The organism is Vibrio furnissii CIP 102972, assembly GCF_000176175.1.
Lineage (GTDB): Bacteria > Pseudomonadota > Gammaproteobacteria > Enterobacterales > Vibrionaceae > Vibrio > Vibrio furnissii.
The window spans coordinates 45,429-67,745 of the sequence record NZ_ACZP01000014.1 but is presented as its reverse complement, the minus strand read 5'-3'; the positions used below and the strand labels follow the sequence as shown (position 1 = coordinate 67,745).

Here is a 22,317-nt window from a genome sequence, read left to right as displayed (position 1 = left end):
GTTCATGTTGTTGAGTGAGCAGATTATGAGCATTAAGAAAGAGGGCAAGAAGTGGTTGGTTGACTTGCGGCCACAGGGCCGGAACGGTAAGCGCTACCGCCGCCAGTTCGATACCAAGTTTGAAGCCACCCAATATGAAAAGCATGTTCTGGCGACGGCCCATGATAAAGAGTGGTTAGAGAAGCCTGCCGATCGCCGCACTTTAAGTGAGTTGATTGCACTGTGGTGGAAGTACGAAGGGCAATCGAAGAAAACCGCCGAAGCCTACCTGAAGGAAGTGAAACTGGTCGACAAAGAACTCGGCTTTCCTAAAGCGCACCAGATCACCCACAAACTGCTCGCAGATTACCGAATGGCTCAGCTTAACAAGGGCAGGGCGATGACTACCTTTAATCGCAAAATGAACTGTTTGAGCAACGTGTTTACCGCGCTCATCGCGGTGAAGGAGTTCCACAACCCGCACCCGGTTTCTGGCTTCAAGTTGAAAGTCCCCAAAACGCGCGAAATGGCATTTCTCTCGGTTGATGAAATGAATCACTTGCTCAGTGTGCTTTCCGGCGATAGCTACAAGGTTGCCAAGCTCTGTTTGGCAACAGGGGCCAGATGGGGCGAAGCGGAGGAGTTAAAGGGCAGCACGGTCAGCCATGGCAAAGTGACCTTTCTCGATACCAAGAACGGGAAAGACCGCACGGTGCCGATCAGCCAAGAACTGCAAGATGAAATCGTCACAGGCAAATCTGGCCGACTGTTCAAAGATTGTTACGCCGAGTTCTATGTGCAGCTCAAACAGTGCAATTTCGATTTACCCAAAGGGCAGGCTGCCCACGTCCTTCGCCATACGTTCGCCAGCCACTTTATGATGAACGGCGGCAACATCCTCACGCTGCAAAAAATACTCGGCCACGCGACGATTCAACAAACGATGACCTACGCGCATTTCGCGCCGGATTACCTGCAAGACGCAGTCAGATTCAACCCCTTAAACAGCCTTTAAAGTGGCCTGAAAATGATCCACAAATTGACCACATAGACTATACATCGATACATATAAAGGTGATTGAGTATGTCTGGAGGCATTGAAAATACTGGGGTTTGCTAGGTGTGGCGGGAATAAAAAACCCGCCAATGGGCGGGTTTTAAACTCAAGCATCAGGTTTATTTTTTGCCTTGATGAATCAGTTTGTCTTGTTCGGTCAGCTCGCGAATGCGACGGCTGATTTCACGGCGTTCTTTAGAGATTTCTGCACTTTTGATGATGTGGTCGTCCACACGATCTTCGTAATCCGCTTTCATGTTTTTCACAATCGCGATCACTTCTTCCTGAGTCATGTCAGGTTTGATGTAATCCACCAGGTTTTCTAGCAAATCAACACGTTTACGGTTGTCACGAACTTTCTTCTCGTTGTCTAGAAGTTCACGTTTTAGTTTGTTTTTGCGGCGAGCCAGACTCACGATTTCAAATACGCTGTTCATAGGTCCCTTTTCCTAAAATGAATGCAACTGTCAATGATTAAAACACAACATCAAGGCTCATAACAGCCTTTAGATCAAACCTGACGACACCTTGACCAATAAATAGTCACTCGGTCTTCGCAGAGATTGTACTTGCCTGAAATTGCGCTATATCATGGGCTCCATTGATGACGAAACAATGATTCGAGCATGCAATCTTCAGAAATTGTTGTTCCCCAACTCGACGAGCAATCGGCCAAGCCAGATTTGCGGCCAAAACTGCGTCAAGCCTATATCAGCGAACGGCAACGCCTTGAATTAGTAGAAATTGAATTAAACCGTTCTAAAGTTGTCATGATTGATGAAAACGGACGCATTGTGCGATTTTCACCGACTTCAGAACATTAAGAATGGGAGACGAGGCTAGCCTCGATAAAAGAAGGAAACGAAAATGAGTAACGAACTTTCCCCGCTAGAGGCCCGTGTCATTGGTTGCCTGATTGAAAAGGAAATTACCACCCCAGATCATTACCCGCTCACGCTCAACAGCTTGACCACTGCGTGTAATCAGAAGAGCAATCGCGAACCTGTGTTGTCGTTATCGGACGCGGATGTGCAAGATACGGTTGAAGCGTTGATCGCGCGTCGTTTGGTGAGTGACGAAAGTGCGTTTAATAGCCGCGCCTCAAAATACCAGCACCGTTTTTGCAACACCGAATTTGGCGACTTGAAATTGAATGAGCAAGAGCTTGGCGTGGTTTGCTGTTTGCTCCTGCGCGGCGCGCAAACGCCGGGTGAGCTGAGAACGCGCACGAACCGTTTATGTAATTTTACTGACGTAAAAGAAACCGAAGCGGTGCTGGAAGCGCTGGCCAATCGCTCATTGGTGGTGAAATTGCCACGTGAACCGGGCAAGCGTGAGTCTCGTTATCAGCACCTGTTTTCTGGCGATGTGGATGTTGATGCATTGGCAAGCTTTGCCGACAGCGAACCGTCCAACTCACAGCTTGAAGCGTTAGAACAAGAAGTGGCGGCGCTGCGAGACGAAGTGGCGGAACTGCGCGCGTTGATCGAACAAAAGCTGTAACCGCTTCGGCATGAACGAAGACATCTCGAGTCCGAGCTGGTGGATTTATCTGGTTCGGACTTCCAGTAACGCGCTGTATTGCGGCATCACGACGGATGTCGCACGGCGCTTTACTCAGCATCAAAAAGGGCAAGGTGCCAAAGCGCTGCGGGGCAAAGGACCGTTGACGCTGGCTTGGCAACATGAAATTGGCCCAAGCAAAGGTGATGCGCTCAAACTGGAGTACCGCATCAAGCAGCTCTCTAAAGTACAAAAAGAGCGTCTGATCTTGGATCAGCATCCACTGCCTTCACTGAATTAAGTCCCCAATCATTTTTGCCTTTTGACAGGCGAAATTCGATTCTCTGTATTAATCTTTATCCATATCAATCGTTTTAAGAGTGAAGTTTCATAATAAAATCCATTAGCCTAGCTAATGGGTTGTGGGTGAAGCATTGCTCGGGCGTTCGGCTGCGCTGTATTTTCTCTGGCTGACATAATATTCGGTCATAAGATAGATGAAATATGTTATGCGGTTTAAAGAAATTGCTGTTAATTTAGTCACTTGCTGAATGTTTTTATGATTTTTTCGTGCTACGCGCTATTAATTGCGGGCCGTATGCTTAATAATCTTAAACGTTATTATTTGCTTGATATTTTAGGGAATTCTTTCCTTGTTATGCCAAGCAGTTCATAAACTTTGTTGATGGACATGATCAACAGAACGACGGAATGTGTGGAATGAAGAAAACGCTTTTTCTTTCTCTTTTACTTGGTTTCACTCCTTTTGCCTCTTCGTATTCATCACAAGTGCTGAATGGTTACTGGCATTATCAGGAATTTCTGAATGCCAATCCGCAACAAAAGGCACTGACGGAGTCGTTGTCTGATGCGGTGCGTCAATCGTCTCAGCGGCTGACGGTCAAACAACAAACGCCGGTGACCATTTCGGTGGTTTATCCGGGGCAGCAGATCTCCGATTACTGGGTGCGCAACATCAAAGCGTTTGAAATGCGATTGGAAGAGTTAGGTATTGAATACCAGATTAATCAGGTGTTTACGCGCCCGAACCAAGACACTCGTCAACAAAGCTTGTCGTTGATGGAAGCGGTGAAGAACAACACGGATTATTTGATTTTCACGCTGGATACAACGCGCCACCGCAAGTTTATTGAACACGTTCTGAATTCGTCACCGACCAAATTGATTTTGCAGAATATCACCACGCCGGTTCGAGACTGGGATGAACGCCAGCCGATGATGTACGTTGGGTTTGACCATGAACTCGGTGCGCAGCAACTTGCGCAGTATTATCGCGAACATGTGCCCAAAGGCAGCAAGTATTCGGTGCTGTATTTTTCTGAAGGGTACGTCAGCGATGCGCGTGGCGACACTTTCATTCAGCAGATGGAAAGCACGGGCGATTACCAGCTGGCCTCGTCGTATTACACCAAAGCGACCCAAGAAAGTGGCTATGAAGCCACTGTTAACATTGTCAAAAATGACCCGGATATTAAATTTATTTACGCCTGTTCCACCGATGTGGCACTGGGCGCAGCCAAGGCGCTACAAGCGCTAAAACGTGAAGATATTCAGGTGAACGGCTGGGGTGGTGGCTCGGCAGAGCTAGAAGCCTTGGATGAAGGTCATCTTGATGTTACTGTCATGAGAATCAATGATGATACCGGCATTGCGATGGCGGAAGCGATCAAACGTGATTTGGAAGGTTTGGCCGTGCCCGTGGTGTATTCCGGTGACTTTGAGATCGTGACCAAAGACGATCAGCCGAAAAAAATTGGTTTGTTTAAGCAACGCGCCTTTCGTTATTCCGACCGTTAGTCGGCAACAGGGAACACTGAGTGAGCATCAGGGCTAGTACAGTCAAACAGAAAAGAAAAATAGCGACCTTCATCAGCCGAGCCATTGTCACTGTGCTCGGCGCGCTCACATTGACGGTACTTTTCCAGAGCTATCAAATCAGCAGCCGCTTGATTTCGCAAGAAGTGGCACGCACCTCGACCCAAACCTCCAGTCTGATTCAAAACCTGTTTAATTATCGTCTCGCCACGTTGCAAATTCACCAAGACAGCAGCGCGAAAAATGCCAGTCTTATTCAAGCGTTAAACAGCGACAGCGGCGCTGCGTTGGATCAGTATTTCTTGAGCGTCGATCAGCTCGAACTCAACAATACACCAGACATTCGTTTCATCACCGACCTCAAAGAGATGGTATGGGAAGATGGCAATTCGCAGTTTTACGGCGTTCCCCCCAAAGAGCTCAATAAGATCATTCGCAAAGTGTCGATCAGCAGCAACTGGCATCTGATTCAAACGCCATCGGTGCTGGGCACGGCGTATTTATTGGTTCGCCGCTCACCGATTGTGGATACGGCAACGGGTGAAGTGATTGGCTTTTTGTATGTCAGTACCGTGCTCAACAACAACTTCACGTTGATTGAAACCATCCGCGACAGCAGTAACTCGCAAAACCTGATTTTAACGGTGGGCTCTGAGGTGTTGGCTTCAACACTCAATGGCGATGAATCCTATTCGACCTTTGATGTGCTGGAAGATGGCCTGAGCGATGCCTTGTACGACAAAAATATGGTGGCCAAAACGGCGCTGGAAGTGGAAGGGGTGCCGACCTATCTCAGCATCTATTCTGTGCAAAGCAACGAAAACGCCCTGAGCCTGCGCAACAACTACTATTTCTGGATGGTGTTTGCTTTGGTGGCGATGGTTGGGGTGTCCATTCTCACGCGCTGGTGGTTGCAGCGTAGGATTGAATCCGAAATCGATGGTTTGATGACCTACACCCACAAAGTGGCGGAGCGGGGCTTGGATGACTTCTTCCCCGGCTCGAAAATCTATGAATTCGACCACTTTGGCCGAACGTTGGAGCACACCTTTCAGCGCTTATCCGATCAAGAGAAACAGTTCGAAGATTTGTTTAATTTTGCGCTGTCACCCACCATTTTATGGACGGCTGAGGGCGAATTGATTCGTATGAACCCGTCAGCACATTCGCACTTTCTGCGCAATAACGCCGACGATCATTCGCTGTTTTCAGTGCTGAAACGCCAACTGATTCCACAAATTAAATTGGCGGCGCAAGGGGAAATCCTCAAAGAAGTGAATACGGAAGTGGATGGCCGAGTGATCTTGTGGAACTTGTCTCCCATTGTGGTTGAAAACCGCATTGAATCGATTATCACGCAAGGTCAAGACGTCACTTCCATTGCTGAGGCCGAAAAACAAAGCCGCATTGCGCGTAAAGAGGCGGAAGAGTCGGCGCGCGTTCGGGCTGATTTTCTGGCGAAAATGAGTCATGAATTGCGCACGCCACTGAATGGCATTTTGGGCGTTTCGCAACTGCTGAAACGCACAGTCACGGAGAAAGAGCAGGCCGAACAGGTCAACGTGCTGTGCAGCAGTGGTGAGCATCTATTGGCGGTGCTGAATGACATTCTTGATTTCTCTAAGATTGAGCAAGGCAAATTTCGCATCCAGAAAGCGGATTTCCCGTTGGTGGATGTGGTGTCTGCCATTGAACGCATCTATCGGCCTTTGTGTCGTGAAAAAGGCTTAACGCTGACTCTCAACACCAATATTGGCGACGATTTGGTGGTGCGCACCGATCAAGTGCGACTCAATCAGATCCTGTTTAACCTGCTCAACAATTCGGTGAAGTTCACCCATGAGGGCGCCATCAATATTCAGCTTCATCTTTTAGAGACTGAAGCGGGCGCGAAACTTGAGATTACCGTTTTAGATACCGGTATTGGGATTCGTGAGCAAGATTTAGCGCTCATTTTTGAACCGTTTGTGCAGGCGGAATCGACCAACACGCGTGAATATGGCGGCAGCGGCCTTGGGCTGGCGATTGTACATAGCTTGATTGAAATGCTCGGCGGTTCGATTGAAGTGAAGTCGAGCTTTGGCGTTGGCACGCGGTTTACCATCGAATTGCCGTTGGAGATTGTGACCGCCGAAACGCAAACCGTCGCACACAACGAAGGCAAGTCACGCTATGAGTTGTTTGACGGAGTCGTCAACGTGCTCTTGGTGGAAGACAATCACACCAATGCCTTCATCGCACGTGCGTTTTGCAAAAAATACGGCATGAATGTGGATTGGGTGACTGATGGATTGCAAGCGATCGAGAAAGTGAAACATCAGCCCTACGATCTGATCTTAATGGACAACCAACTGCCGTATCTCGATGGTGTGGATGCCACGCGCATCATCAAACATGACATGGGGCTGGCGATGCCGGTCTACGCGTGTACTGCCGATGGTATGGCGGAAACGCAAGAGGCCTTTATGTCGGCGGGTGCAGAATACGTCATTGTGAAACCCATCAAAGAAGAGACCTTGCATCAAGCCTTGGTGAATTTCAAAACGCATGCCGCCGAGCTTGCGGTGACCGAACGTTAGACCGTGGCATGCTTGAAGGTTTGGTCAAACATCGCCATCTTCAATTCATCCGACATCGCGAGTGGGGTATCAAATTGCACGCCGATCATGTGCCCTTTATGCTGACGACGAATGTTGGCAATGTGGCTCGTGAGGTCCTCGGGCAGCAACGAATCCAGCTCACAGCTAAAGCGAACGGCATTGTTTAGTGTCAACTCGTTTTCCCCTAAAACAAAGATGCCACAACCCGAGACGGAAAAGTCGACCAGCGTGCCGTTGAACGATTTTTCTAGCTGATCGGTTTGCTCGGTTAAGGTCACCGGCATCGAAATCTTATAACGCTCATGCTCGCGAATGGTCTTCGTGACGAAATGCTTGGGCGGGCGCAGGAAAAACAACGTGTGTGGTGACGAAATCGCCTGCAGAATCGACGTTTTAAATGCAATCACATGGCCCAGCTCCGTGTCGCATACACCACGAAGCACAATCTGGACATTCGAGAGTTTACGCATCACCAAGCTTTCATGGACTTTGTGGGGCATATCTAGAATCAGAAATTGCTCACCTTTAAACCCAATCAGTGTGGTGGAGAATGCAAAGCTGTCATCCGGCCCAAATTGAATGGTGGCGGAAATTTTCATTCCGGGTTTGAGGAATTTGGTGAGATCGGCAGGTTCAGTGGAGCTTGATGTCGCCATGGGGTTTCTTGTCCTAATCTATCGGTTCAGATCAGAAAAACGACCTGACCCGATAGATTATATTACATTTACCATCGTTCTCATTGATCAGAATGAGTGAAAAGCGTTAAGCGAAAGTCAGGATTTAGAATTGGAAACGAACGCCCATGCTGATCTGTGGCCCCCAAACGCCTGCGTTACGCGCTTCGGCATTGAGTACCATTTGCTGCGTGGAATGGAAGCGAACCCCGGCGATGAACACGGAGTTGTCATCGTTGCGGCCAATCCGTGCATGACCTTCGATTTGGCTGGTGAGCCAAATGCGTGTGCCGATGTTGATTTCCATGTTGGTTTCGGTTTCGTGGTTTTCGTCGCTGTTGCCGCGAATGCTGTGGATCAGCATTTGGCCGTATACGTCAGCAAACTGGTTCAATGGGCCATTGAAGCCAATGCCGCCCGCCAAATCCCAATCGCCCTCAAAGCGGGAATCTAAACGGCCAACGAAATGGGAGTTTTCGGTAAAAAACGTGCTGAATTCTCCACCAAATGATTCAGGACTCAGCGCGGTCCTCACTTCCAAAAAGTTGTAGTTAAAGTTATTGGCTGATGCCGTGGTTGGCAGGACACTGGCAATTGCGATAAGGCCAGCCAGGCAGGTTCTTTTAAGCATGGGTGTTCGTCCTAAATCAAATAGATTTCAAATATAGAATAATGGCCTGCAAATTACAGGCCATTTCATCAAATAATTCAATCTTATAACGTCACTTGCCGGGGTTGGCGCGGCAAAAATGAGCATCAGGACAAATTTTACCCCGTGAGGCCTAAAGAAGTTGAATATGATCGACTTCGATTTCTGGCGTGCGACCGTTCTCAAATTCGCCGTACAGACGCACTTTAGTCTGAGGATCAAGGGGTTGTTTGAGGATGATGTCGTCATCCAATTCAACTTGAATCTCGGTGTTGCCATCGGAGAATACGAAGGTGTCTTTACGCACTTGGCGCAGCAGATGCCCTTCAACCACAACATCTTTGTCGCCAAACCATGTGCTTTCATCGAGTAACGATTGGACGGAAGTGACTTCAACCGGGCCGTTAAACTGCACGGTATTGCCGTGGTGCTTTTCACCGGCGAATGCCAGGGTGGGAGCCAAAATCAGTGCAGATGCAGCGAAAAGTACGTTGGATTTTTTCATGGGAGTTTCCTTATTGTTTGCTGTTATTGGTTCAATAAGGGGATTTCAACATGATCACATTGAATCAAGGCTGATTTAACCATTAATCTTCGGTTCATTTAACGTGCCACTTTTCTTTATATTCAACAGGTATACAATGAGACAAACTTCACAATCAGCAGAATTATGGAATCGTCGCTAAACGCTCTGATGGTACAGGGCACAACTTCTGACGCCGGTAAAAGTGTGTTGGTGGCAGGTCTGTGCCGTGTGCTTGCCCGCAAGGGGATTCGAGTTGCCCCTTTCAAGCCGCAAAATATGGCACTCAACAGTGCCGTGACGTCAGATGGTGGTGAAATCGGCCGTGCTCAGGCTGTGCAAGCACTCGCGTGCGGCATTGACCCGAGCGTGCACATGAACCCCGTGCTCCTCAAACCCAATTCAGATACCGGTGCCCAAGTGATTTTACAAGGGCGCGCATTGAGTAACATGGAAGCCAATGGCTACCACGATTACAAGAAAGTGGCGATGCACACTGTGCTTGATTCGTTCTCCCGCCTGCAACAAGACTACGACAGCATCATGATTGAAGGGGCAGGTAGCCCGGCTGAAATCAACCTGCGCGAAAATGATATTGCCAACATGGGCTTTGCTGAAGCAGCGGACGTGCCGGTGATTATTGTCGCAGACATCGACCGTGGCGGTGTTTTTGCTCACCTGTATGGCACGCTGGCGCTGTTATCGGAATCGGAACAGCAGCGAGTGAAAGGGTTTGTGATTAACCGTTTTCGGGGGGACATTGGCTTGCTGCAATCGGGGCTCGATTGGCTGGAAGAGAAAACCGGCAAACCGGTGATTGGCGTGTTGCCTTATTTACACGGTTTTGATCTCGAAGCGGAAGATGCGATTACCGCCAACCAAGTGGTGGGCGCAGCGGTGAAGCTCAATGTGGTGGTGCCCGTGTTTACGCGCATCAGTAATCACACCGATTTTGATGCATTACGACTCAACCCAGACATCAACTTGCGGTATGTCGGCAAAGGTGAACGTTTGGACCGTGCGGACCTCATTATTTTGCCGGGGAGTAAATCGACACGTGCCGATTTGGAATACCTGAAGCAGCAAGGTTGGGACAAAGATATTCAGCGTCATCTACGCCTTGGCGGCAAAGTGATGGGCATCTGTGGTGGTTATCAGATGCTGGGAGACTGGGTGCATGACCCAGATGGCGTGGAAGGTCAACCCGGCAGCACGCAAGGCCTTGGGCTATTGGCGATGGAAACCACGCTAACCGGCGAAAAGCAACTCACTAATGTGGCCGGTACATTGCGACTCAACGGTAAATCCACGCCTGTTTCCGGCTACGAAATTCATGTTGGCCGAAGTGTTGCCTCGCCAAATTCAACGGGTGTGGCGCCCATTCAACTTCACGACGGTGCGTTTGATGGCTTGATCAGTCCCTGCAATCATATCGTTGGCACGTATTTACACGGTGTATTTGATACTTTTTCTGCCGCTGACTTAATTTGTCAATGGGCCGGCGCAGACGCGATTCAAGTGCATGATCATGTTGCTGCAAAAGAGCAGGCGATCGATCGTATCGCCGACGCTATCGAGCAGCATCTCGATCTTGCTTTATTATGGCCAGAAATCTATGGACTCTCATCATGAACAATAAAATGAAAAAAATCGCCGTTTTGCTTGGTGCTGTGTTGGCAAGCACCTCGGTTTGGGCAAAAGATACCGTCAATATCTACGCGGCGTCTTCGATGACGAACGCTGTCGATGACTTGATTACGGCGTATGAGGCGGATCACGATGTGGATGTGGTTCCGGTTTATGGTGGTTCTTCTTCGCTTGCACGTCAGATTGAACGTGGTGCGCCCGCAGACGTCTTTTTGTCTGCCAATGAAACTTGGGTATCACACCTGATCAAAAACAACATTGTTAGCCGTGACAATGTCACTCTTCTGGCGGGTAACCAGCTGGTTTTGATTAAGCCAAGCGCCTCTGAACAACAGCCGTTTGATGTTGCCAACAAACAAGCATGGTTAAACGTTTTGAAAGATTCCCGCATGGCGGTGGGTAACACCGATGCCGTGCCTGTGGGCATGTACTCCAAAGAAGCGCTGACTAATTTGGGTGTGTGGGATACGCTGCAACCTAAACTGGCTCAAACCAATAACGTTCGCCTTGCGTTGGCATTGGTGGAACGTGGCGAAGCACCATTGGGCATGGTGTACAAAACCGATGCCGCTTTGACCGATAACGTGGCGATCCTATCGACATTCGATCCAGCGCTGCACAGCGCGATTCATTACCCATTGGTACAAATTACCGACAAAGATGCGAGCCGCGCCTTTGTGGATTTCTTGAAATCAGACAAAGCGAAAGCGGTGATGGAACACTACGGCTTCCGTACCGATATGGGAACTGAGACGTTTGCTGAGTAATATCACGCTCCTGAGCGACTACGAACTCACGGCATTGCTGCTCAGCCTGAAAGTGGCTGGGTATGCGGTGTTGTGGCTGCTCCCCATCGGGCTGGGCATCGGTTGGTTGTTAGCGCGCAAAGAGTTCTTCGGTAAAAGTGCACTGGACAGTTTGGTGCACTTGCCATTGGTGCTGCCACCGGTAGTGGTGGGGTATTTGCTGCTGATTTCCATGGGCAAACAAGGCGCGATTGGCCAGTGGCTCAATGCGTGGTTTGGTATCTCGTTTAGCTTCAGTTGGCGCGGCGCGGTGTTGGCGTGTGTGGTGATCGCGCTACCACTCATGGTGCGCTCCATTCGTCTGAGCCTCGAAGGCGTGGATCCGAAACTTGAGCAAGCCGCTCGCACATTGGGCGCGTCGCCGCTCAAAGTGTTTGTGACTATCACATTGCCGCTGACGCTGCCGGGCGTGATCACGGGGGTAATGCTCTCGTTTGCACGCAGCCTCGGTGAGTTTGGTGCCACCATCAGTTTTGTGTCGAACATTCCGGGTGAAACGCAAACCATTCCCCTTGCCATGTATAACTTTTTGGAAACGCCAGGGGCAGAGATGGAAGCGGCTAGGCTGTGCGTTATTTCCATCGTCATTGCGTTGCTCTCCTTGTTTATTTCCGAGTGGGTGAGCCGACGAATGAAACATAAATTGGGAGTCAGCCGATGAGTGCGTTGCAAGTTCAGTTTACGAAAACTTTAGGCGCGACTCAGTTTGACGTGCAACTGGCGCTGCCCAGCAAAGGGATCACCGCGATTTTTGGCCGCTCAGGCGCAGGCAAAACCTCACTGATTAACGTGATTAGTGGTTTGATTGCACCGGACAGCGGTGAAATCGCGATTCAAGATCGCGTGTTGTTCAGCACCAAGCAGCGCATCAACTTGCCGATTGAACACCGCCGTATTGGGTATGTGTTTCAAGAAGCGCGCTTGTTTCCGCACTACACGGTGCGCGGCAACTTAAATTATGGCGTACGGCGAAAAGATGCATCGTATTTTGCTTCGGTGGTGGCGCTGTTGGCCTTAGAACCGTTGCTGGATCGTTATCCCAATGCGTTGTCTGGGGGTGAGAAACAGCGTGTGGCCATCGGCCGCGCATTGCTATCGCAACCGGATTTATTGTTGATGGATGAGCCACTTGCATCGCTTGATATGCCGCGTAAACGCGAAGTGATGCCGTTTCTTGAACAGCTCGCGCAACAAGTCGAAATCCCCATTGTGTATGTGACGCACAGCATGAATGAGATCCTGCGTTTGGCCGATCATCTGGTGGTGATTGATCAGGGCAGCGTGGTGGCGTCTGGGCCGATTGAACAGGTGTGGTCATCTAAAAGTATGCGCCCTTGGCAATCTTTCAGCGATCAGAGCACGCTGTTCTCCGGCACCATCGCGCAGCATCATGATCAATTTGGTTTGACCCAAGTGTTATTGGCGCCCAACGTTGGGCTTTGGGTTCAGCAGGTTGATGGCGAACTCAATGCGCCGATTCGCTTGCAGATTCGAGCCAACGACGTATCGGTGACCTTAGAAAAACCGGGTAAAACCTCAATTCGAAATATTTTGTCGGCGCGCATTGATGAGATTGAACATCATCAACAGGGCGAACATAAGAAAAGCATCGCTTTAAAGTTGGCGTTGGCCCCCGATATTTTCCTCTGGGCGACAATTACCGAGTGGGCGCTGCAAGATTTGGCGTTACAGCCGGGTATGGAAGTTTACGCGCAGATCAAAGGGGTGAGTGTGTCCCAGCGCGATGTGGTGCTTAGCCACGTGTGACAAAAAAGCCTTCTCTCACAGAAGGCGTTTTCATGCGTGAATGTTTTAGATATTTTTAATGTGTTGAGCTTGTAAGGCCTGCACTTAACGCGCAGCGTTGAACACCTATCCGCGAGCCAGCTTATGATGCGCACGAGAAAAGTGCCCTGCGCTGAATGCGCCAACGATGGATAGTTCACCAGCCAAACACAACCCGGCGGCGACTTCAGCCAAGGCTCTGGCCTTGCCATTCCCCGCGAGTCCCAAAATGTCCAAGCACGCCTTTTGGCTCGGTAAACCTGTGCCGCCGCCTACGGTGCCCACCATCAGGTTGGGGAGGGTGACGCTGGCATACAAACCGCCATGTTTGTTGAGTTCCATTCGCGTGATCCCAATCGCTGACTCCGCGACGCACGCAGCATCTTGGCCGCATGCAATGTACAGCGCTGCGAGCGCATTGGCATAATGTGCATTCACGCCGATGCTGCCACTCAGCGCGCCGCCCAACGTTGTCATGTGACCAAACTGCACCATTTTTTCGGGGGTGGTGTGAAGATATTTTCTGACCAAATCAGCCGTTAAATGAACTTCAGCCGTCACCTTCTTGCCGCGTACGCTGCGTAACACATGACTGTTGGCTTTCTTGTCGCCAGACAAATTGCCATCGAGAAACGCGTATTCCGGCGCAATCGGTGAATGCTGCATGATGAAGTCAAATACTGCGTTGGTGGCAATCGTCACCATGTTTTGCCCGGAAGCATCGCCCGTCAAATACTCAAATACCAAGTAGACATGATTACCTTCCAGGGTGACATTGATGTCGTGCAATTGACCGTGCGCAGTTGTTGATTGCGCCAGTGATTTAAACACGTCGTACTGTGTGGTAACCCAAGCGACAAATTGCCCCGCTTGCGCGAGGTTGTAAAACGCAAGCACAGGAGTGCGCGTGACGCCTTCGTTGAGCAGCATGGCACTGGCGCCCCCGGAGGCAGTGATCAACCGGCTCCCACGATGATAAGACGCCACCAACGCAGCTTCGGTGGTGGCCAGCGGGATCAAGTAATCGCCGCTGGCGTGCAAACCATTCACGCGCAGCGGACCTGCCACGCCCACAGGCACCTTCACCGTGCCGATGAAGTATTCAATGTTTTTGTCGTATGCCGCCATGTGCTGCTCAGTCACCGGATCGAACAACACGGTTTGTGCACTGTCGAGTGCTAACTTTTCCCAACGCTGCTGTACGTGCTTTTCCGTTAAGGCGGGGCTGGCCGTCAGCTTGGTGGCAGGTTTTGTGTGTTTGGGTTCTAACGCAGACGTGAACTGGTCGGTCGTCAAGGCATGCTGAAGGGCAGTAGCGCCTTCACGACGATGCAGATTTAGTTTTGGCATAGGGATACGGATTCAAAAATTTGGGGGCATTGTACCGAGGCAGGGTACAAACTCAATACGTCGACACACACACTGACAATTTGCGTGATGTCAGAGCGCGCATTAAATGTTCGGTGTCAAATTAGACGCTGATATCAAGGAGGCTGCCGATCATGTCCTGATCGCGTTGCAACACGTTGGTACCGATTCGAGCGTACTGCTGGGATTGGTTGAGTTTGACTAACGGATCGATGGGATCAGAACGACGCGGTTTATCGACCTCAACTTTGTTGAACTCGAGGGTTTTATCAGACAGTTGGGTGGGTTCGAAAGCTTTGTTTTGCTGAATTTCACGCGCAGCATCCTCGGCCATTTTGGATGACTGTTGGATGATTGAATACCCTGGTTGTACGGCTGAAACAGGCATTGGCTTTCCTCTTGACTGTTAAAAGCTTACGTCCGGAGATTCAAAAGTGCAAGTCGCTCAGGAAAACAAGCTCGCAATCACATCAATCTCTTCATCGGTGAGCAACGTGGTTTGTTCTTGCTCCAATGAATGACGAATTTCACCCTGCAACGACTTGAGTTGTTGGGGTGTCATTAACTTTAATTGTGATTTTAATTGTTCAAACTGAGCGCTGTTCATTCTCATACCTTGAATGGCGTTCCGATGACTCAGAAACAACCTTTCGTATTCGTATCCCATGATTGTCTTACTCGTGTAGGACTTTTCTGACTACAAAATTAGTATTTGAACGATGTTTTTTTGTCCGAAAATTGTCAGGATATATCCAGTAAAACGTCAAAGAGGGCGAATTCGCCCTCTTTAAACGTGTTGCATATTTAACCAACTCGTACGGCAAACTTGCTGGCGAGCGAGTGAAGTTCGGGAAGCATGCGATAAATCAGGTGAAGTTGTTGCAGTACCATACGAGCGGAACTGTCGTCTTCTTCACGCCATTCTGCCAGTCGTTTTTCGAGGCCCGCATCTTCGATCGTGCTGGTATCGCAGTCGCCGCAATGCGTGAAGAGTTGCTGATACAGAATATCCAGATGTTGGTGAATGACGCGATGGGAATCGAGCACCAATTGGTGCACGGTTTCATCGTCGATGCGCGTGCGGTGCGCGCCCAATGCGGAAATGTAGCTCAGCAACGCATGATTTAGCGTCAGGAAACGGAAGCTTTCATCCGTCGCTGTGCGATATTTCCCGGGCTCTGCCAACATGTTACTGACTGCTGCTGCCAACGCGGCATCTTGGTTATGCGCATTCCGACGGGCAATGCGATAGGTGAGGTTGTCTTTCTTACCAATTCGATACTGGCCAATGATTTGCCCAAGATACTGTTTGTTGGCATCAATGGCGTCGGCCATGACTTTGTGCAGGCGTTTTGATTGCCAGTCGGGCAGAATGAAAATCACCGCGCCAACGGCCAGTGCGCAGCCAATCAATGTGTCGGCAAGGCGGGGTAGAACAACCGCAAATCCTTCGCCCAATTGGTTAAAGCAGAACAGCACCAGTAGGGTGATAAAACCGGTGGCATAACCGTAATTGTTGAGACGAAAGGCAAAGAACATCACGCCGGAAAAGACAATCAGCACCAACTGACTTTCCTGAGAAGGGAAGAATGTCAGCAGCGGCACACCAATCAACAACCCCGCCAGTGTCCCAATAATACGAGAAGTCAGCTTCTGGCGCGTTGCGGCGTAGTTGGGCTGGCAGACAAACAGTGTCGTGAGCAAAATCCAATAGCCACGCTCCAGCCCCAACCCCTGCAAGATGCCATAACCCAAGGTGAGGGCGATCGACATGCGCACGGCATGGCGAAACAGCAACGAATCTTGATTGAGGTTAGCTTTAATTCGTAGCCACAAGGTTTTGAGCGTGTGGGCTTCGGTATCGTCCAGTACGTCTTCTTCTGGTTTGGAAACATCTGGGTTACTGACGTTACACAACTGCTTCTCGACGGTGGCTAAGTTATTGAATAAATATCCCAATTGAGCGAGAAGCATCTTCCATTCCGGGCGCTTCTGCTCTTGCAAATACGTCAGGGAAAGCTGCAATTCATCCAAGGCGAGCACGGATTCGCTGCCATGCTGGTAGCTGCGGCCAATGCGGATGGAGTGCGCGATTTCGCGGCACGCTTTGGCTTGTGTTTCCAGTAAGTGTCTAAAACGAAACAGCACATCGGTACGGCCAAAGTTATCGGCAAGATCTTGGTAACGATAATGGGTTGAGCTGGCGCGTTCGTGAATGTCTTGCGCTAAAAAGTAAATTTTCAGGAATCGGTCACTGGTGCTGTCGACATGGCCGCGCTTGGAACGGGTCAAAAACGTGGCTTTCGCTTGGTTGAGTGCGTTCACCGTGGCGGCATTTAAATTGGCTTCGGTAATCCGATGTGGCTGCGGTACGAGGTTGGACACCGGATGAAAGAGCTTCGATTTCGCTTCAAAGTAGTTGGCCAATTGCACAAATACGTTGGCGAGATCTTGTTGTACCGGCTGCATCGGCCAAAATGCATGCCAAAACATCGACACCAAATAATACCAAGCGCTCCCCGTGAGCAGCAGGAGTGGCTGGAACCAAATGTTGGTGCTTTGGTGGGCGCCCAACATGGTGTAAATCGCGATCAAGAGCGAACCAAAGGCGATACTGGCGTAACGGGAACCCATTGCGCCGAGCATGATAAACCCAAAGGTTGAGATGAACAGACCGATGGCAAACAGAATCGGTGTGCGAAATAGAATTTCAATCGAGAATGCGGCGATCGCAAAACAGATAAACGTTAGCGTGATGGATTTGAGGCGGCCGGTAAAACTATCATCGCGCTCTGCCAATGCCGCTGCAATCACCCCAAGAATCAGCGGCGTGACCCACGTATTGAGGTTGTAGTGCCAGGCAGGGATAACCACACCAAGCAAGGTGATCAGGATCAGAACGCAATAATTGAAGGTTTTATTGGCCCAATAGAGTCGAAGTTGATTGAGTAGCTGCACAGTGAAATTTTACGCCAGACTGAAAAGTGAGAGTTTAGCAGAAGTGTGCTGTAAGAGTCTGATCGAGAATAAAAAATATTTAAATCGTTGCGTGATTTTATCGGGGCAAATAAAAAGCGACAGCGGAAGGGCTGTCGCTTTGAAGCGCTCATTATGATGTGGCGATGGCGCGATTAGATGTGTGATTAATTGACGGCACGAACCTTCCCATGACGCAGATCGCTCAGCACCATCTCTTTAGGGCCATCGGCGATGATGCAGCCTTTCTCCATCACAATTACCCGATCAACCACATCAAGCATGGTGGTTTTGTGGGTGATGAGCACCAAGGTTTCGCTCGAGGTGAGTTGGCTGAGCTGATGCTTAATCTGCATTTCGGAGCGGTTGTCCATCGCGCTGGTGGGTTCATCCATCAGCAGTACGGGTGGTCTACCAAGCAGTGCACGGGCAATGGCCACCGCTTGACGTTGTCCTCCCGACAGCAGTAAACCGCCTTCACCCACTTGGCGTTCAAGCCCCGCTGGATCTTGTTGGGTAAACACGGTGACACCGGCGCGGTTGGCAGCATCCATCACATCGCGATCATCCGCCAATGGACGACCCAGAGTGATGTTGTCACGGATGGTGCCGTAAAATAGCACGCTCTCTTGCGGCACACAGCCAATGTTGCGTCGTACATCAATATGATGAAGCTGTTTGATGTCGGTATCATCAATTCGGACGTGACCTTCGGTTGGCTGATAGAGGCCCATAATGAGGCGTTCTAAAGTCGTTTTCCCTGAACCGATACGACCGATAATCGCCACTTTTTCACCCGGATTGATGGTGACGCTCAGGTCACGAATCGAAGCCACTGGCGAATTTGGGTCGTGGAACGTCACTTTATCCAGCTCAATTTTGCCCTGAATCATCGGGCGATGGATGTAGCGTTTTCCTTCTTCCTGTTCGTCCGGCATGCTCATCACTTGCTCAATGATTGTCAGTGATGATTTGGCTTGGTTATAACGGGTGGAAAGCAACGAAAGCTGTACCAGCGGGCCAATGGCGCGGCCGCTCAACATGGTAGCGGCAATCAGACCACCCATGGTGAGTTCGCCTTCCGCAATCAGATAGACACCGAGAATGATCATGCCGACGTTCGACGCCTGCTGGACAAAACCGGCGGTGTTTTGAATGCCATCGGTGATGCGGCGGCTTTTGATGTTCCAGTTGGCCATGTGCGCCACCGCTTCTTCCCAGCGATATTGAAATTGGCTTTGCGCCCCAAACAATTTCAGGGTTTCTAACCCCGCTAAGCTCTCTATCAGGTTGGCATATTTTTGCGATGCCAGACGCGATCCTTCTTCGATCGCGCGGCGCAGTGGTGCTTGAATCAGCAGCGAATAGGCGATCAAAATCACCACACCTGCGACGGGCACCAGCACCAGATTGCCGGCCATCAGCCAAATCAGCGTTAAGAACAGCAGCGCAAATGGCAGGTCGATCAGAGACGCGATGGTCGCAGAGGTAAAGAATTCACGAATCGATTCAAATTCCTGCAAATGACGCGCAAATGCGCCAACCGACGGCGGGCGAGATTCCATGCGAATGCCCATCACTTTGGCAAACAGTTTGGATGAAATCAGAATGTCGGACTTTTTCCCCGCCACGTCGATGAAGTAGTTGCGCAGCAGCTTGAGGGTTAAATCAAACAAGAAGATGATGAACACGCCGCTGGCTAGTACCCACAAGGTTTCAAACGCAAGGTTGGGGACCACTTTGTCGTAGACCAAGCGGGTAAACATAGGGGCCGCAATCGCAAACAGGTTAATCAGAATGGAGGCGATCAACACGTCTCGATAGATGCGTTTGGATTGCCAAATGGTGCCCCAAAACCAGTGGCCGTGGCGCGTTTTGAGTACTTCTGGCGATCGTTCGTCGTAACGAAATTGCTTTTTGACCATGAAATAGCGGCCAATGTAACGCTCCGCCAATTCTGCCAAAGGGTAGGCGACGGGCACCATGCCGGATTCGGCCGTGACAATTTCTGCTTCCTGTTTCTCTTCGTTGATGCTGCTGAGCACGCACGCTTCGCCACTTTTGAGTAGCAGGACGACCGGAAATACCAAATGTGGAATCGCACTCAGTTCAGCTCGATTTTCTTTGGCGACCAGCCCCGCACGCTCGGCAGCACGTGGGAATAAAAATGGCGTCAGCTTGCCGTCGGAAAGCGGCAGGCCGTTCACCAACGCCTCCGGCGAATTGGCGAGGCCGTAATACCGGCTGACGTATATCAGGGAATTGAGCAGCGTATCTTGCATCGCGTGCATCCTTATCTATCCACAATAAAACCTTGGAACACATCGATAAAATGCTCCGACAGAAAATCAAGCTGCACTTGTGTCTCCACCCGTGACGCAATGGTGGTGACGCCCAAATCGTGCGCGGTGCGCGAGATGGAAGTGAGGGTAAATTTCTGCTTCTCATCATCCAAATGGTGAGTGAAGAGGTAATCGAGTTTGACGTAATCGGGGCGGAACTCATTGATGTAATCCAGCGATTGGAAGTTCCGCCCGTAGTTGTCGACCCCAAAGCCCGCGCCCGCGCTACGCACCGCATGACAGAACAGCGCAGTGTGGTGCGGTGCATTGACAAAGCAGCTTTCTGGAATTTCAAAATGCAGCTTGTCGCACACGGTTTTGTGACGCGCCAGCAACTGCGTCACCCAGCGAATGAAGCTCGGTTGCTCGATACTGCTTTGCGCGATGTTGATGGCGAGGGTGTCGGTGAGTTCGCCTGATTCAAGTTTCTCCGCCATGGTTTGTAAGACATATTGGTCAAACAGGTGGCTGGCGTGCAGTTGTTCTAACGCAAACAGGTATTGGTTGGCGCTGTAACGCTCGTTGTCTTTTTCAATGGCTGAAAACACTTCGCGGTGGAACGTTTGACCCCAGCTGTTATTTGCCGCTTGGAAGCGGAACGTGACCCAATCGTGATGAATGGCTTCTTCCACCAAGGCTTTCCATTGCTGTTTACCCATGACCACTTGGTTGGTGGCGCTGGTGACAAAACCGTATTTGATCTCTGGATTGGCTTTCGAGGTTGCGACGGCGTTATCGAGCAGCGACAACATTTCGGTCGACGTCTTATTGTCTTTGTTGTGTACTACGCCCAATGCAGCGTCTGCTGCCGCCATGCCGGTTGGATCGGGGTTGACCACTTGAATGGCATTGATGAGTCCATCGGCGACCAGACGTAGCTCGCTTTCATCCAAGTTCGGCAAGATCAAGCCAAACTCTTCGGTCGAAATGCGTGAAATGGTGGCATTGGGCGTGGTGATGGTGGCTTTCAGTTGCGCTGCGAGATCGCGCACCATGCCATCACCCGCTTCGTAACCTTTCTCTTCATAAAGATCTTTAATGAACTGCGCTTGCAAAATGGCGACACCGCCGATGGCATTGTCACTGAGCCAAGCGTTCAACTGGTTCATGTAGTAGGCGCGGTTACCCAATTGAGACACTGGGTCGATGTAGGCGCGTTCACGCAGCATCTGCGCTTCTTGCGCTTGCGCTTTGAAATATTTTTCCACTTGAGCAGACATGCTGTTGATACCATCCACTACAGCGATTAAATCGCGTGTATCGGGTAAAGGCAGCGGCTCCCCAAATTGGTTGCGGGCGATTTGCTCCATCTTCTGCACAATCATTTGCAACGGTTTGAGCGCGTGGCGCACGATGAGCGCAATGGCAATCAGGCCAACAAGGGTAATGGAACCGAATGCAAGGCAGAGGCGAATCAAGGCTTGCCACAATTGTGCATACGCTTCGCCCGGATGGCTGACAATTTCCACTTCTGCCAGTTGTAGCCAACCGCTGGTCACGACGCGGCGATCATGGATGGGTTCAAACAGGTCGAGATTGGTGAACCAGTCAGGCACTTGGCTTGGTTTGATTGGGTAGGAACGAACAATTTCTGCATCGTCATCCAGAAATGTCAGGCGAACCACCGAATAGGTACTGCCATCAAACAATGCGTTGATGACCGATTCGGCCGCCACGGTGTCCTTGTTCTCTAGATACGGCGCGAGCGCCAAACCCACCGTGTTGATGGTGTTACTGACTTCTGAGCGTTGCTGCTGCTCCAAGCTGTTGCGGGTGGTCTTAAATTCGATGATGAATACGCAAATCATCAACAGAATCAGTACCGTGACCATGCCGGCGACCAGTTGTTTGTATAGTGTCATCTTACCTACTCATCGTAATTGACCAACGGTTTATTCAAGTTCAGCGAGCGTTCGCGTGAACGTAAGTCATTCCACAGGCTGAGCCGTGAAGAGTTGCCTGCGAGTTCGCCATTTTTGGATTTCATCAACCACAAATGTTGACCATTAAAGCTGTAAATCGGCAGCAGGTCCCGACGTTGTGATGCCGGTTTGATTTGTGGGTTGATGTTATCCAAGATTAACGGCTGCGCGCTTGGGGTTTGGTAGTAGGCCAACACCATGTGAAACTGGTTCAACTCAATGGCTTTGACGTACACCAAGCGCAGCTTTTTGTCTGAAACCCCAAGTTCCAGCAGTGAAAAATATTTGGCGATGGTGAAATCTTCACAGTCGCCAGCGTTACTGCCCAAAAATTCTAGCGGCGTCGCCCAATAATCATTTTTGCCCCATAGCACATCGTCATTGACAAAGTAGAGCTGATTAAAGAACCGGTTCACCTCGGTGAGCTGCTCACGCTCCGGCAACGCGTGATAACGGGCCATTTCGCTGCGCCACGTGGCAACGCGTTTACCCGCACGTTCGCCGTAGGTGGCGCTTACGGCATCCACCCACTGTTGCTCTTGGGTATTCAAGGCGCCGACCAGCGAAGACACTGCCAACGCAGCCAGCACCGCCAGCCAACGCTTCACACTACGTGTCGCCACTGCGGCTCATCCGTTCTCATGAGGTTG

The 22,317-nt window shown here is 50.3% G+C and carries 21 protein-coding genes; 10 read left to right on the top strand and 11 right to left on the bottom strand.

Annotated elements, in window-relative coordinates; translation table 11 throughout:
* The first annotated feature begins 25 nt into the window (after window positions 1–25).
* Window positions 26–994 carry a phage integrase gene (locus tag VFA_RS10525; RefSeq protein WP_004726771.1) on the top strand — a complete coding sequence of 323 codons (969 nt, stop codon included), beginning with the start codon at window positions 26–28 and terminating at the stop codon, window positions 992–994.
* 161 nt (window positions 995–1,155) lie between these two features.
* Here VFA_RS10525 and VFA_RS10520 read toward each other — a convergent pair whose 3' ends face one another.
* On the bottom strand, window positions 1,156–1,473 hold the full coding sequence (locus VFA_RS10520; protein WP_004726770.1) for a DUF496 family protein: 318 nt from the start codon (window positions 1,471–1,473) through the stop codon (window positions 1,156–1,158).
* Between the two features lie 189 nt (window positions 1,474–1,662).
* On the opposite strand from VFA_RS10520, the gene VFA_RS10515 reads away from it, so the two are divergent.
* The 5 genes from VFA_RS10515 to luxQ all read left to right on the top strand — a co-directional run bounded on the left by VFA_RS10515 (window position 1,663) and on the right by luxQ (window position 6,954).
* Complete coding sequence (locus VFA_RS10515; protein WP_004726768.1) at window positions 1,663–1,860, top strand: hypothetical protein; 198 nt, start codon at window positions 1,663–1,665, stop codon at window positions 1,858–1,860.
* A gap of 43 nt (window positions 1,861–1,903) precedes the next feature.
* Entirely contained in the window at window positions 1,904–2,539 is a 636-nt protein-coding gene (locus tag VFA_RS10510; protein ID WP_004726766.1) for a YceH family protein, read from the top strand.
* Between the two features lie 10 nt (window positions 2,540–2,549).
* Entirely contained in the window at window positions 2,550–2,840 is a 291-nt protein-coding gene (locus tag VFA_RS10505) for a GIY-YIG nuclease family protein (RefSeq protein ID WP_004726765.1), read from the top strand.
* A 419-nt stretch (window positions 2,841–3,259) separates the two neighbouring features.
* Window positions 3,260–4,357 (top strand): autoinducer 2-binding periplasmic protein LuxP, encoded by a 1,098-nt coding sequence (locus VFA_RS10500; protein ID WP_004726763.1) that lies wholly within the window; start codon window positions 3,260–3,262, stop codon window positions 4,355–4,357.
* A gap of 20 nt (window positions 4,358–4,377) precedes the next feature.
* The gene (gene luxQ, locus VFA_RS10495) at window positions 4,378–6,954 is read left to right on the top strand and encodes a quorum-sensing autoinducer 2 sensor kinase/phosphatase LuxQ (protein ID WP_038151558.1); all 2,577 of its coding nucleotides are present in this window, start codon (window positions 4,378–4,380) and stop codon (window positions 6,952–6,954) included.
* Here the strand turns inward: luxQ and VFA_RS10490 are convergent.
* From VFA_RS10490 to VFA_RS10480, 3 genes are all read right to left on the bottom strand, one after another.
* On the bottom strand, window positions 6,951–7,631 hold the full coding sequence (locus VFA_RS10490; RefSeq protein ID WP_004726760.1) for a PilZ domain-containing protein: 681 nt from the start codon (window positions 7,629–7,631) through the stop codon (window positions 6,951–6,953). The genes luxQ and VFA_RS10490 overlap by 4 nt on opposite strands.
* A 124-nt stretch (window positions 7,632–7,755) precedes the next feature.
* Complete coding sequence (locus VFA_RS10485; RefSeq protein WP_004726759.1) at window positions 7,756–8,280, bottom strand: hypothetical protein; 525 nt, start codon at window positions 8,278–8,280, stop codon at window positions 7,756–7,758.
* Between the two features lie 151 nt (window positions 8,281–8,431).
* Entirely contained in the window at window positions 8,432–8,803 is a 372-nt protein-coding gene (locus VFA_RS10480; protein WP_004726757.1) for a YgiW/YdeI family stress tolerance OB fold protein, read from the bottom strand.
* 165 nt (window positions 8,804–8,968) lie between these two features.
* Here VFA_RS10480 and VFA_RS10475 point away from each other — a divergent pair, with 165 nt between their 5' ends.
* The 4 genes from VFA_RS10475 to modC are packed head-to-tail and all read left to right on the top strand — an operon-like array spanning window position 8,969 to window position 13,041.
* Window positions 8,969–10,453, top strand: a complete 1,485-nt coding sequence (locus VFA_RS10475; RefSeq protein WP_004726756.1) for a cobyric acid synthase — start codon at window positions 8,969–8,971, stop codon at window positions 10,451–10,453.
* Window positions 10,450–11,235, top strand: a complete 786-nt coding sequence (gene modA, locus VFA_RS10470) for a molybdate ABC transporter substrate-binding protein (protein WP_004726754.1) — start codon at window positions 10,450–10,452, stop codon at window positions 11,233–11,235. Before VFA_RS10475 ends, modA begins: the two co-directional genes overlap by 4 nt.
* Window positions 11,225–11,935 (top strand): molybdate ABC transporter permease subunit, encoded by a 711-nt coding sequence (gene modB / locus VFA_RS10465; protein WP_004726752.1) that lies wholly within the window; start codon window positions 11,225–11,227, stop codon window positions 11,933–11,935. The genes modA and modB overlap by 11 nt, the downstream gene beginning before the upstream one ends.
* Window positions 11,932–13,041 carry a molybdenum ABC transporter ATP-binding protein ModC gene (modC, locus tag VFA_RS10460; protein ID WP_004726750.1) on the top strand — a complete coding sequence of 370 codons (1,110 nt, stop codon included), beginning with the start codon at window positions 11,932–11,934 and terminating at the stop codon, window positions 13,039–13,041. Before modB ends, modC begins: the two co-directional genes overlap by 4 nt.
* A gap of 105 nt (window positions 13,042–13,146) precedes the next feature.
* Here modC and VFA_RS10455 read toward each other — a convergent pair whose 3' ends face one another.
* From VFA_RS10455 to VFA_RS10430, 7 genes are all read right to left on the bottom strand, one after another.
* Window positions 13,147–14,409, bottom strand: a complete 1,263-nt coding sequence (locus VFA_RS10455) for a hydroxymethylglutaryl-CoA reductase (protein ID WP_004726748.1) — start codon at window positions 14,407–14,409, stop codon at window positions 13,147–13,149.
* A gap of 121 nt (window positions 14,410–14,530) precedes the next feature.
* A complete protein-coding gene (locus tag VFA_RS10450) occupies window positions 14,531–14,815 on the bottom strand; it encodes a hypothetical protein (RefSeq protein WP_014257409.1) in 285 nt (94 codons plus the stop codon).
* A gap of 57 nt (window positions 14,816–14,872) precedes the next feature.
* On the bottom strand, window positions 14,873–15,034 hold the full coding sequence (locus VFA_RS23895; protein WP_004726743.1) for a hypothetical protein: 162 nt from the start codon (window positions 15,032–15,034) through the stop codon (window positions 14,873–14,875).
* A gap of 197 nt (window positions 15,035–15,231) precedes the next feature.
* Entirely contained in the window at window positions 15,232–17,385 is a 2,154-nt protein-coding gene (gene yccS / locus VFA_RS10445; protein WP_004726742.1) for a YccS family putative transporter, read from the bottom strand.
* A 185-nt stretch (window positions 17,386–17,570) separates the two neighbouring features.
* The gene (locus VFA_RS10440) at window positions 17,571–19,685 is read right to left on the bottom strand and encodes a type I secretion system permease/ATPase (protein ID WP_004726740.1); all 2,115 of its coding nucleotides are present in this window, start codon (window positions 19,683–19,685) and stop codon (window positions 17,571–17,573) included.
* 11 nt (window positions 19,686–19,696) lie between these two features.
* The gene (locus VFA_RS10435) at window positions 19,697–21,607 is read right to left on the bottom strand and encodes a bifunctional diguanylate cyclase/phosphodiesterase (RefSeq protein ID WP_004726738.1); all 1,911 of its coding nucleotides are present in this window, start codon (window positions 21,605–21,607) and stop codon (window positions 19,697–19,699) included.
* Between the two features lie 5 nt (window positions 21,608–21,612).
* Complete coding sequence (locus tag VFA_RS10430; RefSeq protein WP_038152197.1) at window positions 21,613–22,275, bottom strand: transglutaminase-like cysteine peptidase; 663 nt, start codon at window positions 22,273–22,275, stop codon at window positions 21,613–21,615.
* Window positions 22,276–22,317 lie beyond the last annotated feature (42 nt).

Coding starts and splice junctions, on each gene's coding strand:
- VFA_RS10525 (WP_004726771.1), top strand. CDS start 26: ATGAGCATTAAGAAAGAGGGCAAGAAGTGGTTGGTTGACTTGCGGCCA.
- VFA_RS10520 (WP_004726770.1), bottom strand. CDS start 1,473: ATGAACAGCGTATTTGAAATCGTGAGTCTGGCTCGCCGCAAAAACAAA.
- VFA_RS10515 (WP_004726768.1), top strand. CDS start 1,663: ATGCAATCTTCAGAAATTGTTGTTCCCCAACTCGACGAGCAATCGGCC.
- VFA_RS10510 (WP_004726766.1), top strand. CDS start 1,904: ATGAGTAACGAACTTTCCCCGCTAGAGGCCCGTGTCATTGGTTGCCTG.
- VFA_RS10505 (WP_004726765.1), top strand. CDS start 2,550: ATGAACGAAGACATCTCGAGTCCGAGCTGGTGGATTTATCTGGTTCGG.
- VFA_RS10500 (WP_004726763.1), top strand. CDS start 3,260: ATGAAGAAAACGCTTTTTCTTTCTCTTTTACTTGGTTTCACTCCTTTT.
- VFA_RS10490 (WP_004726760.1), bottom strand. CDS start 7,631: ATGGCGACATCAAGCTCCACTGAACCTGCCGATCTCACCAAATTCCTC.
- VFA_RS10485 (WP_004726759.1), bottom strand. CDS start 8,280: ATGCTTAAAAGAACCTGCCTGGCTGGCCTTATCGCAATTGCCAGTGTC.
- VFA_RS10480 (WP_004726757.1), bottom strand. CDS start 8,803: ATGAAAAAATCCAACGTACTTTTCGCTGCATCTGCACTGATTTTGGCT.
- VFA_RS10475 (WP_004726756.1), top strand. CDS start 8,969: ATGGAATCGTCGCTAAACGCTCTGATGGTACAGGGCACAACTTCTGAC.
- modA (WP_004726754.1), top strand. CDS start 10,450: ATGAACAATAAAATGAAAAAAATCGCCGTTTTGCTTGGTGCTGTGTTG.
- modC (WP_004726750.1), top strand. CDS start 11,932: ATGAGTGCGTTGCAAGTTCAGTTTACGAAAACTTTAGGCGCGACTCAG.
- VFA_RS10455 (WP_004726748.1), bottom strand. CDS start 14,409: ATGCCAAAACTAAATCTGCATCGTCGTGAAGGCGCTACTGCCCTTCAG.
- VFA_RS10450 (WP_014257409.1), bottom strand. CDS start 14,815: ATGCCTGTTTCAGCCGTACAACCAGGGTATTCAATCATCCAACAGTCA.
- VFA_RS23895 (WP_004726743.1), bottom strand. CDS start 15,034: ATGAACAGCGCTCAGTTTGAACAATTAAAATCACAATTAAAGTTAATG.
- VFA_RS10440 (WP_004726740.1), bottom strand. CDS start 19,685: ATGCAAGATACGCTGCTCAATTCCCTGATATACGTCAGCCGGTATTAC.
- VFA_RS10435 (WP_004726738.1), bottom strand. CDS start 21,607: ATGACACTATACAAACAACTGGTCGCCGGCATGGTCACGGTACTGATT.